Source organism: Bacillus cereus group sp. N11 (genome assembly GCF_016483605.1).
Classification (GTDB): domain Bacteria; phylum Bacillota; class Bacilli; order Bacillales; family Bacillaceae_G; genus Bacillus_A; species Bacillus_A toyonensis.
Genome location: NZ_JAEHBN010000019.1, coordinates 73988 through 84414 on the forward strand (window position 1 = coordinate 73988; position 10427 = coordinate 84414).

Sequence of the window (10427 nt, forward strand, 5' to 3'; positions counted from 1 at the left end):
TAGCTTTTTGCCTATGTAGTAAGTTACAGGGGGACGATAGATGAACATTCGGCAACTAGCGCTGCAAAATATAAAAGGAAATTGGCGTAATTATAAAGTATTTTTCTTAAGTAGTTGTTTTGCGATATTTGCGTCTTTTGCATATATGTCGGTTATTGTGCATCCGTATATGCAGGAGACGATGTGGTATCAAAACGTACGCTGGGGACTTATTATATGTAATGTTATAATCATTTCTTTTTTCGTTATATTTATTTTGTACTCTACTTCTATTTTCATAGAGGCACGTAAGAAAGAATTAGGGTTATATATGTTAATGGGAGCAACGAAGTCTAACGTAATTGGAGTGATTATGACCGAGCAAATATTGATCGGGGTATTTGCTAATATTTTCGGTATTGGGCTTGGCATGATTTTTTTAAAGCTCTTCTTCATGGTGTTTAGTATGTTATTGGGGCTTCCGAAAGAACTCCCTGTCATATTTGACGTGAGAGCAATTGGGGGAACGTTTGTTACATATATGGTCGTTTTTATTGTCTTATCTTTTATAAGTGCTTTACGTATATGGAATATAAAAATCATTCGGTTATTGAAAGAATTTCGAGCAGATAAAAAAGAGAAGAAAACATCAATGTGGCTTTGTATATTTGGCTTTATTTGTTTAGGTATAGGATATGCGTTAGCGTTACAAACGACGATGCCAACGATAGCATTATACTTTTTCCCTGTGTCTATACTTGTCTTTTTCGGAACGTATTTTTCTTTTACACATGGTGTTAGCCAATTGTTAGAAGTGATAAAACGAAATAAAAAGATTATGTATACATATCCGTATTTATTTATAGTAAACCAATTGTCACATCGAATGAAGGAAAATGGACGCTTTTTCTTTCTGATGTCTATGGCAACGACGTTTGTAGTTACGGCAACAGGTACGGTGTTCTTATATTTTTCCGGTATGCAAGATATGTGGCGGGGCGGAGGAGTACACTCATTTTCATACATAGAAAAAGGTACTTCTTCTCATGAAGTCTTTGCGGAGGGGACGGTTGAACAATTATTACACCAATATGGGTATAATGATTTTCAATCTATGAGTTTTGTTGGAGTGTATGCATCATTTCAGTCCAATAAAGGAGAAACAGAGGTAGCGTCGCTTATAAAGGAAAGTGAATACAATCAAGAGGCGAGAAAACAAAAACAGAAAACGTATCACCCTAAAAAAGGAACCGTTACGCTTGTTTATTATAATGAACGTAATGATCCGAATGTATATAATCAAAAAGGAATCCAATTACAAGTAATGAAACAAACGTATCAATTCGCATTTAACGGTCAGAAAGAAGGGGTGCAATTTAACCATCATCCTTCGTACATTAATGGTCTATTTTTTGTCATGAATGATGAAGATTTTGCTAGTATAGCAAATCAGGTTCCTGAATCTGAAAAATTGATATATAGAGGCTACACATTACCGAATATCGAAAATACGAAGGAATTAAACGCTGATTTACGGAAACATATGAACAAAGATACAAATGATGCATTTCGAAGTAATATGGAGCTATATGTGAATATGAAAGAGTTTGGCAATGTTACTCTATTTGTAGGCTCATTTATTAGTATATTATTCTTCCTTACTTCATGTAGCATCGTATATTTTAAATGGTTTCATAATATTGCATCGGATCGAAAACAGTACGGGGCACTTTCTAAACTTGGAATGACGAAGGAAGAAGTGTGGAAGGTTTCTCGTTGGCAATTATGTATGTTATTTTTTGCACCTATTATAGTAGGAAGTATGCATAGTGCAGTTGCGTTATATACATTTCATAATACGATTTTTATGGACGGTTCATTAAGAAAAGTAGGCTTGTTTATTCTGTATTATATCGCTGCATGCATCGTTTATTTCTTCTTCGCTCAAAGAGAATATAAGAAACATTTAGACTAGCGAATGCTAGTCTTTTTTTAATATTCGAAATTTACATAGAAGAATATAAAAAAGTATGGTATAACAGTAAGAAAACGAAAAAGAGGGGAAAAGACGATGATTCGAGTAGGATATTTAGGACCAGAAGCAACATTTACAAATATGGCGGTGAGTCGTTTTTTTCCGGAAGCAGAGCATGTACCGTATCGAACGATTCCGGATTGTATAGATGCAGCCGCAAATGAAAGTGTAGATTTCGCAGTCGTACCGTTAGAAAACGCAATAGAAGGTTCAGTAAATATAACGGTCGATTACCTCGTGCATGAGCAACCACTTTCTATTGTAGGAGAAATTACAGTGCCAATTCAGCAACATTTACTCGTACATCCGCAGTATGCAGAAGTGTGGGAAGAAGTATATGCAGTGCATTCTCATCCACATGCTATCGCACAATGTCATAAATTTTTAAATGAAGAATTAAAAGGGGTAACTGTTCGAGACATGACATCAACAAGTGCTGCTGCACAATATGTGAAAGAACATCCTGAAGAAAAAATCGCTGCCATTGCAAATGAAGCAGCCGCAGAAAAATACGGATTAACAATTGTAAGACGTGACATTCATACGCATAAAAACAATCATACACGCTTCCTAGTGCTCCATAAGAAAAAGAAAGCAATACTCTCAAATAACGGAGAAAACCGCGGGGAGAAAACGACGCTTATGATAACGTTACCTGCAGATTATGCAGGGGCACTATATCAAGTGTTATCAGCTTTTGCATGGAGAAAATTAAATTTATCAAAAATCGAATCACGCCCGATGAAAACAGGACTCGGAAATTACTTTTTCTTAATCGATGTCGATAAAGCATACGATGACGTATTATTGCCAGGCGTAACGATGGAACTTGAAGCGCTCGGTTTTTCTGTTACTGTGCTGGGGAGCTATTCTTCTTATTGGTTGTAAAGGGTAAGGGAGAGTATTTGTCGTATTTTGTAGTTAAATCGATATAATTTCAGTCGATAATATACCGTCTGATAGATAAATAAAATCCCACCATTTATAGGTGGGATTCTTTACTTTAACTTAGCAAGACGATCCTCTAACTGACCACGCCAAATATTGGCTAGTTCAGGAACAGCAAGAATCTTTTCAATGCCATCTTTATCTTTTCTATTATGAAAATAAATTTCGTTAGAAAACAAAACAGATACATTGTTTGATGGACGTTTTAGCAATGTGATTTTAGAATCTTTACGTACAGTACCTTCTTGAAGAACGCGGCATAGGTAGCCAGTAAATCCAGTTGCTACAATGCGCGGCAGTATGCCAGGAATACCGAGGCGTTTTGAAATAGTGCTACAAGGTACTCTTGCTTGTGTCACTTGAATGATTGCTTCACCAAGTTGATATGTATCTCCGATGCAAACATCACGCTCTAACATATTTGTTACGGTAATGTTTTCGCCAAATGTGGAAGCTGGAAGCGTAGTTTGAAATTCCTCTTCCCATAGTGCGTAATGCTCGTGTGGGTACACACAAACAGCGCGATCAGGACCGCCGTGATGTTTTAAATCCGCTACGTCATCACCACGAAATCCGTCTTTTGAGAGAAAGGCCTCTTCTGTAGGATCTTTACATATACCTGTTATCATTTCTTTATCTTCGCCATATTTCATTTGTTTCGGTTTACCAGTACTAAAGTGAACGAGTTCAATTCCCATATTCGATCTCCTTTACGATTGATTACAATATTATAGCATTAAAAAAGCACAGAGAATTATAAAAACTCTGTGCTTTACATTAATAAACGAGAAATCCTGCTTTATCTAAAGCCTCGCAAGCAGCGTCTAATTTTTCTTTAGAATCTGCTTCAATTGTATGTAAGTGAATACCATCTGTAAGTTGCGAAAGATAGGAAGCATTTGTATTTTCGATTTTTTGTAAATATTGCTCTACATCAAATCGATTACTTACCATAATTGATGCTGTTAAGTCGCCGTATACAGGGTGCTCAACTTTTACGTCCTTAATCGTAACGCCATGATCAACAAGCATTGTAAGTTCTTGACGTACTTCTGCTGGTTTATGTTGGCATACAATCACGCGTTCAAAAGCCTGTTGCTTCTCCTGAGGTTTTAAATATAAATAGCCTTGAGCAGTTGCAATAATTGGCTCGTTTCTTGCTTTTAGTAAGGAGATATCTTGCACAATAACTTGTCTACTTACGTTTGTCTTCTTAGATAGTTCGTTTCCAGATAACGGTTCATTTGCAGCAAGCAGCCACTGAAGGATAAGTTGTCGTCTTTCTTCACCTAAAATCTTTTTTTGTTCATTTTGTTTCATTATGATTTAACACCTCTATAAAATTGATTTCCAATTGTGTGTAGTGCATGAATAGTAGTATCAATTTGTTCTTTCGTTGTTTGTTGTCCGAAAGAGAAGCGGACATATTGTTTAGCCTCTTCATACGTTCTTCCAATTGCAAGCATTGTTTTCGAAGGTTCTTGTTTACCAACTTGGCAAGCACTTCCGGTCGAGATGGCAATACCGCGGCGGTTGCATTCTAGCATTGTATATTGACCTTCTATTCCTTTTATTGTAACCCCAATAATATGTGGTAAACAAGAAGTAGAATGACCTTCTACTTCAATTTCTAGCGGAAGTGTTTGTAATTCCTCTAAAAAGTAGGATCGTAACTCTTTAAAACGTAAACTTTCTACCTGTTGATTTTTCAATATATTTTCAGCAGCTGTTAAAAAAGATGCGATGCCAGGAACGTTCACTGTGCCTGGGCGAAATCCTTTTTCGTGAGAAGTTCCCGGGAATATTTGTGCCCAGCGAACTTGCGGATTTATATAGCAAGCGCCGACACCTTTTGGACCGTATATTTTGTGTGCTGAAACAGAAAGACTATCAATTCCCATCTCAAAAACATTGATAGGAAGTTTACCAAATGTTTGCACACAATCTGAATGAAATAAAACGTTATATTTTTTTAAAAGTGCCCCGATTTCTGCGATGTTTTGAACGGTTCCAATTTCAGAGTTTCCGTGCTGTATGCTTGCTAGAACGGTATTTTCTGTAATAGCTGCTTCTAAATCATCTAAATGAATGAGCCCGCCTTTATCAACAGGAATTTCAGTAATTGTATACCCTTCTGATTGTAAGGATTGAAAATAACTTCGAATGGATGCATGTTCCATAGGTGTAGTAATAATATGTTTCTCACTTCTAGCATTTAAAAGTGATTGAATCGCAAGATAGTTAGATTCTGAACCGCCACTTGTAAAAAATACTCCTTGTTCTCTTCCTCCAATCATTTCTGCAAATGTTTTTCTGCACAATTGTAATAAAGAAGAGGCTGTTCCTCCAATATCATGTAAACTTTGTTCATTTCCAAAGTATTGTATTGCAGCTTTCGTATATGTTTGTAATGCTTCCACGCTCATAGGTGTAGTAGCTGCATAGTCAAGATATATCATCATGTAGGTTCCTCTCTCTAGTAAGAGTTACATTCCTTGTAGTTTTAAATGGTAGTGAAAATAAGAATTTAAAAAAACTCTTGTCATTATTTTAAAACTATGTAAATATAGGTGTCAAGACAGTTGGAAAGTGTAAAGTAGGAGGCAACAATTATGACAAGTGCAGATGTCTTAATTATTGGAAGTGGTGTTGCGGCACTTCGTGTTGCAAAAGAGATTTGTCACGAAAAGAATGTGATTATTATCACAAAGAAGACAGAACGTAATAATAATACACATTTAGCCCAAGGTGGAATTGCAGCAGCTGTTGCTACATATGACAATCCAAATGGTCATTTTGAAGATACATTGGTGGCAGGATGTCATTATAACAATGAAGAAGCGGTCCGTTATTTAGTTGATGAGGGGCCGAAAGAAATACGCACTATCATTGCAAATGGAATGAAATTTGATGGAGACGAATCAGGTCCTCATCTTGGAAAAGAAGGGGCACACCGAAAACGTCGTATTTTACATGCGGGCGGAGATGCAACAGGAAAGAATTTATTAGAGCATCTCATTCAAGAAGTAGCTCCGTACGTTACAGTAGTGGAACAGGAAATGGTGCTCGATTTTATTATAGAAAAAGATAAATGTGTTGGAGTTTTAACGCGAAATAATGAAGGGGAACTGAAGCGTTACGATGCAGATTATACGGTGCTAGCAACAGGAGGAATTGGTGGTTTATACGCTTTCACCTCTAATGACGAGACGATTACAGGCGATGGACTTGCAATGGTGTACCGCGCAGGTGGGGAACTTGTAGATTTAGAGTTTATACAATTTCATCCGACGATGTTATACGCGGGCGGGCGATGTTGTGGCCTCGTTTCTGAAGCTGTTCGTGGTGAAGGAGCTGTCCTTATAAATGGAAAAGGACAGCGTTTTATGATGGAGATACATCCTGAACAGGATCTAGCCCCGCGTGATGTAGTGGCTAGGGCTATTCATGAACAGTTACTTGCGGGTGAAAAAGTGTACTTAAACATCGAAATGATTCAAAACTTTGAACAACGTTTTCCGACCGTGTCATCAATATGTAAAACGAATGGTGTCGATATAAATAAAAAACGTATTCCAGTCGTGCCAGGTGCTCATTTTCATATGGGCGGTGTGAAAACGAACTGTGATGGAGAAACATCTATTTCTAACTTATACGCAGTTGGTGAAGTAGCTTGTAATGGAGTTCACGGCGCAAATAGGTTAGCGAGTAACTCATTATTAGAAGGTCTTGTGTTTGGGAAAAGAATCGGACAACATATTTTATCTAGAACTGCAAAAGAAAGAATGAAGGGTCTAACAGAGAAGGAAGACGAATTTATTGTTCTGAAGCATTTGCCGGCGAAAGAAGAGATACAAGAATGCATGATGAACTATGTTGGAATTGTGCGAACAGAGCAAAGTTTATCTTATGCGAAGAGATGGCTTAGTAAGTACGGTGTTCAAAATATGATATTGCAACATAATGTTCTTACAAATGAAGAGATAACACTTATTAATATGTTAACAGTTTGTGAGCTTATAGTTGTATCGGCTCTGCAAAGAGAAGAGAGTATAGGTGGTCATTACAGAAGTGACTATCCAGATAGAAATAAAGTAAAGAAAGAGATCGTTCGAGTGAAAAGAAAACTACAACTTGTGTGATGAGGGGAAGAGGGGTTTTATGAACACGATAAAAGTGAAAGAAGCATTAAATCGATTTTTTCTAGAAGATATAGGAGAAAGAGATGTAACATCTCAGCTTATTTTTCCAGATAACTTGCTTTCGAAAGGAACGTTTCTTGCGAAAGATACAGGGGTCTTTGTAGGACGTTTCGTAATTGAGGTAGGATTTACATTAATTGATGAGAGAATTGAAGTTGAGCTTCATAAAAAAGATGGAGATCTTGTAGAAAAAGGCGAAATCATTGCAACTGTGCAAGGTCCAATTGCCTCGTTATTAACAGCAGAGCGCGTTATATTAAACGTTATTCAGCGTATGAGTGGGATAGCCACGATGACACGTAAAGCGGTTCTTGCGTTAGATAGTAGTCATACTCGCATTTGTGATACGCGAAAAACGATGCCTGGGCTACGTATGTTTGATAAATATGCAGTCGTGTGCGGAGGTGGATTTAACCACCGCTTCGGTTTATATGACGGTGTCATGATTAAAGACAATCATATTGCGTTTGCTGGTTCTATTACAAAAGCTGTTACATCGGTGAAAGAAAAATTAGGACATATGGTGAAAGTAGAAGTGGAAACAGAAACGGAGGAGCAAGTGAGAGAGGCGGTAGCAGCCGGTGCGGATATTATTATGTTTGATAACCGTACGCCAGATGAAATTCGAGAGTTTTCAAAGATTGTGCCAAGCGCCATTGTTACGGAAGCGTCAGGTGGCATTACAGTTGAAGATTTATCGAAATATGGAAAAACAGGGGTAGATTATATTTCACTTGGATTGTTAACACATTCAGTGAAAGCACTTGATATTAGTTTCAATATTGAAGCGTAAGGAAAGTGGCTTAGAGGGGGAGAAAGGTATATGAGTATTTTAGAAAAAGTACAGCCAATTGAAACGATGTTACCAGAGCGTTATTACACAATGTCAACGGAAAATATGGAAAAGCGTGTTCGTGAAATTAAAGAAAAAATGGGGAAAACGTTATTTATTCCAGGGCATCATTATCAAAAGGATGAAGTTGTACAATTTTCTGATGCAGCAGGGGACTCACTTCAGCTTGCGCAAGTTGCAGCGAGTAATAAAGAAGCAAAATACATTGTGTTTTGTGGTGTGCACTTTATGGCAGAAACAGCAGATATGTTAACGACAGATGAACAAGTTGTCATCTTACCAGATATGCGCGCAGGTTGTTCAATGGCGGACATGGCAGATATTGAACAAACAGAAAGAGCGTGGAAAGAGCTCACGAAGTTATTTGGAGATACGATGATTCCGTTAACGTATGTAAATTCTACAGCTGCAATTAAAGCATTTTGCGGTCGTAATGGTGGAGCGACAGTAACTTCTTCAAATGCAAAACAAATGGTTTCTTGGGCGTTTACACAAAAAGAGCGTCTTGTCTTTTTACCAGACCAACATTTAGGAAGAAATACAGCGTACGATTTAGGTATCCCTTTAGATAAAATGGCGGTATGGGATCCACATACAGATTCATTAGAATACGATGGAAACATAGAAGAAATCCAAGTGATTTTATGGAAAGGACATTGTTCAGTTCATCAAAACTTTACAGTGAAAAATATTGAAAGTGTGCGGGAAAATCATCCGGATATGAATATTATTGTACATCCAGAATGTTGCTATGAAGTTGTAGCCGCTTCCGACTATGCAGGTTCAACAAAATACATTATTGATATGATTGAATCAGCTCCAGTTGGAAGTAAATGGGCAATTGGTACAGAAATGAATTTAGTGAACCGAATTATTCAGCAACATCCAGATAAAGAAATTGTTTCACTTAATCCATTTATGTGTCCGTGCTTAACGATGAATCGAATTGACCTCCCTCACTTACTATGGGTGCTTGAAACGATAGAAGGCGGAGAAGAGATTAACGTTATTAGCGTAGACAAACAAGTAACGAAAGAAGCAGTTCTCGCATTAAATCGTATGTTAGAGCGTGTTTAAAGCAACGGGAATACCGTTGCTTTTTTTCATACATATAATCATAACGAGAGCGAAATGGGCATACATTGTTTTGAAGAAATCATTGTGGTTTTTATGCCTATTCCACTTCCAACTATATTGAAAATAGAAGAAGTGATAAAAGTGAAAAGAAGTTAATGTTATTTAGAAAGGGTTACTTCATGAGATTTGTTACTTATAGATAAGTTATACAGGAGGGGGAAAATTTGAAAATTCATATCGTGCAAAAAGGGGATACCCTTTGGAAAATTGCGAAAAAGTACGGAGTGGATTTTGACACGCTGAAAAAAACAAATACACAGCTTAGTAATCCAGATTTAATCATGCCAGGTATGAAAATTAAAGTACCATCAAACGGCGTCCACGTGAAACAGCAAGCTGGAGCAGGATCAGCACCTCCAAAGCAATACGTAAAAGAAGTGCAACAAAAAGAATTTGCAGCAACACCAACGCCGCTTGGAATAGAAGATGAGGAAGAAGTTACGTATCAATCGGCACCAATTACCCAGCAGCCCGCTATGCAACAAACACAAAAAGAAGTGCAAGTAAAACCGCAAAAAGAAGTACAGATAAAACCACAAAAAGAAGTGCAAGTAAAACCACAAAAGGAAATGCAAGTGAAGCCGCAAAAAGAAGTACAGGTGAAACCACAAAAAGAAGTGCAAAAAGAACAGCCAATTCAAAAAGAAAAACCAGCTGAAAAACCGTCTGTTATTCAAAAGCCACCTGTTATAGAAAAACAAAAACCGGCGGAAAAAGAAAATACGAAGTTTTCGATAAATGTATTACCACAGCCGCCGCAACCGCCAATAAAAACGAAAAAAGAATATAAAATTTCAGATGTAATTAAAAAAGGAAGCGAGTTAATTGCTCCGCAAATTACGAAAATGAAACCTAACAACGTCATTTCTCCGCAAACGAAAAAGGATAATATAGTATCACCGCAAGTAAAGAAAGAAAATGTAGGAAACATAGTATCGCCGCAAGTGAAGAAAGAAAATGTAGGGAATATAGTATCGCCGCAAGTGAAGAAAGAAAATGTAGGGAATATAGTGTCACCGCAAGTAAAGAAAGAAAATGTAGGGAATATAGTGTCACCGCAAGTAAAGAAAGAAAATGTAGGAAGCATAGTATCACCAAATGTATCGAAAGAAAATGTAGTTATCCCACAAGTCATACCGCCAAATATTCAAGTACCAAATATAATGCCAATGTTGGATAACAATCAACCACCAAACATAATGCCAATGTTGGATAACAATCAACCACCAAACATAATGCCAATTATGGATAACAATCAACCACCAAACATAAT

The 10427-nt window shown here is 37.2% G+C and carries 8 protein-coding genes and 1 pseudogene; 6 read left to right on the top strand and 3 right to left on the bottom strand.

Annotation, left to right across the window (positions count from 1 at the left end; all coding sequences use genetic code 11):
* The first annotated feature begins 40 nt into the window (after positions 1 to 40).
* Positions 41 to 1954 (top strand): ABC transporter permease, encoded by a 1914-nt coding sequence (locus JDS98_RS24755; RefSeq protein ID WP_052943871.1) that lies wholly within the window; start codon positions 41 to 43, stop codon positions 1952 to 1954.
* A 96-nt stretch (positions 1955 to 2050) separates the two neighbouring features.
* A complete protein-coding gene (gene pheA, locus JDS98_RS24760) occupies positions 2051 to 2902 on the top strand; it encodes a prephenate dehydratase (RefSeq protein WP_052943870.1) in 852 nt (283 codons plus the stop codon).
* Positions 2903 to 3012: 110 nt separating this feature from the next.
* On the opposite strand, the gene JDS98_RS24765 is transcribed toward pheA, so the two are convergent.
* The 3 genes from JDS98_RS24765 to JDS98_RS24775 form a co-directional block, all read right to left on the bottom strand.
* Entirely contained in the window at positions 3013 to 3660 is a 648-nt protein-coding gene (locus JDS98_RS24765) for an MOSC domain-containing protein (protein WP_000510705.1), read from the bottom strand.
* 79 nt (positions 3661 to 3739) lie between these two features.
* A complete protein-coding gene (locus JDS98_RS24770) occupies positions 3740 to 4282 on the bottom strand; it encodes a transcription repressor NadR (protein ID WP_000812272.1) in 543 nt (180 codons plus the stop codon).
* On the bottom strand, positions 4282 to 5424 hold the full coding sequence (locus tag JDS98_RS24775; protein ID WP_098711461.1) for an IscS subfamily cysteine desulfurase: 1143 nt from the start codon (positions 5422 to 5424) through the stop codon (positions 4282 to 4284). Before JDS98_RS24775 ends, JDS98_RS24770 begins: the two co-directional genes overlap by 1 nt.
* 150 nt (positions 5425 to 5574) lie before the next feature.
* Between JDS98_RS24775 and nadB the strand changes: the two genes are divergently transcribed.
* The 4 genes and pseudogenes from nadB to exsA form a co-directional block, all read left to right on the top strand.
* Positions 5575 to 7104, top strand: coding sequence for an L-aspartate oxidase (gene nadB, locus JDS98_RS24780; RefSeq protein ID WP_199634445.1), 1530 nt, complete (start codon positions 5575 to 5577; stop codon positions 7102 to 7104).
* Between the two features lie 19 nt (positions 7105 to 7123).
* Positions 7124 to 7957 (top strand): carboxylating nicotinate-nucleotide diphosphorylase, encoded by an 834-nt coding sequence (gene nadC / locus JDS98_RS24785; protein WP_098137362.1) that lies wholly within the window; start codon positions 7124 to 7126, stop codon positions 7955 to 7957.
* A 30-nt stretch (positions 7958 to 7987) separates the two neighbouring features.
* The gene (gene nadA / locus JDS98_RS24790) at positions 7988 to 9094 is read left to right on the top strand and encodes a quinolinate synthase NadA (RefSeq protein WP_199634446.1); all 1107 of its coding nucleotides are present in this window, start codon (positions 7988 to 7990) and stop codon (positions 9092 to 9094) included.
* A gap of 224 nt (positions 9095 to 9318) precedes the next feature.
* Positions 9319 to 10427, top strand: a pseudogene (gene exsA, locus JDS98_RS24795) (spore coat assembly protein ExsA); the annotation flags it as partial.

What these genes read in the sequence shown, in the direction of transcription:
- JDS98_RS24755 (WP_052943871.1), top strand. Translation starts at nt 41, where the DNA reads ATGAACATTCGGCAACTAGCGCTGCAAAATATAAAAGGAAATTGGCGT.
- JDS98_RS24775 (WP_098711461.1), bottom strand. Translation starts at nt 5,424, where the DNA reads ATGATGATATATCTTGACTATGCAGCTACTACACCTATGAGCGTGGAA.
- nadA (WP_199634446.1), top strand. Translation starts at nt 7,988, where the DNA reads ATGAGTATTTTAGAAAAAGTACAGCCAATTGAAACGATGTTACCAGAG.
- nadB (WP_199634445.1), top strand. Translation starts at nt 5,575, where the DNA reads ATGACAAGTGCAGATGTCTTAATTATTGGAAGTGGTGTTGCGGCACTT.
- JDS98_RS24765 (WP_000510705.1), bottom strand. Translation starts at nt 3,660, where the DNA reads ATGGGAATTGAACTCGTTCACTTTAGTACTGGTAAACCGAAACAAATG.
- nadC (WP_098137362.1), top strand. Translation starts at nt 7,124, where the DNA reads ATGAACACGATAAAAGTGAAAGAAGCATTAAATCGATTTTTTCTAGAA.
- JDS98_RS24770 (WP_000812272.1), bottom strand. Translation starts at nt 4,282, where the DNA reads ATGAAACAAAATGAACAAAAAAAGATTTTAGGTGAAGAAAGACGACAA.
- pheA (WP_052943870.1), top strand. Translation starts at nt 2,051, where the DNA reads ATGATTCGAGTAGGATATTTAGGACCAGAAGCAACATTTACAAATATG.